We start from the raw sequence: 221 nt of genomic DNA, 5'->3' as shown, positions 1-221 counted from the left end.
GCACGCTTAGAGTTACTCAAAAAGAGACCAGAGCAAGCCGCAGAGTTACTCTGGCTTGCGGAGGAGTCAGCAAACGAGTTTGATAATGGTGAGCTGCTCAGCCAAATCTGTTATCAACAATCTTTGGTCGCAGAAGAAAACCAAGATTTTAAAGCCGCTTTAATCGCCTTTAAGAAGTATCGTCAATACTCTATCGGCATGCTTCGAGAGCAGACCACTCG

Annotated in this window: 1 pseudogene; it reads left to right on the top strand. The window is 45.7% G+C overall.

The window, feature by feature from the left end:
• Nucleotides 1–221: pseudogene (locus A3712_RS21770) on the top strand (hypothetical protein); the annotation flags it as partial.

This window comes from Vibrio sp. HI00D65, from assembly GCF_001635455.1.
Classification (GTDB): Bacteria; Pseudomonadota; Gammaproteobacteria; order Enterobacterales; family Vibrionaceae; genus Vibrio.
Note: the sequence above shows the minus strand (reverse complement) of the source record. Positions and strands in the feature narration are given on the sequence as shown.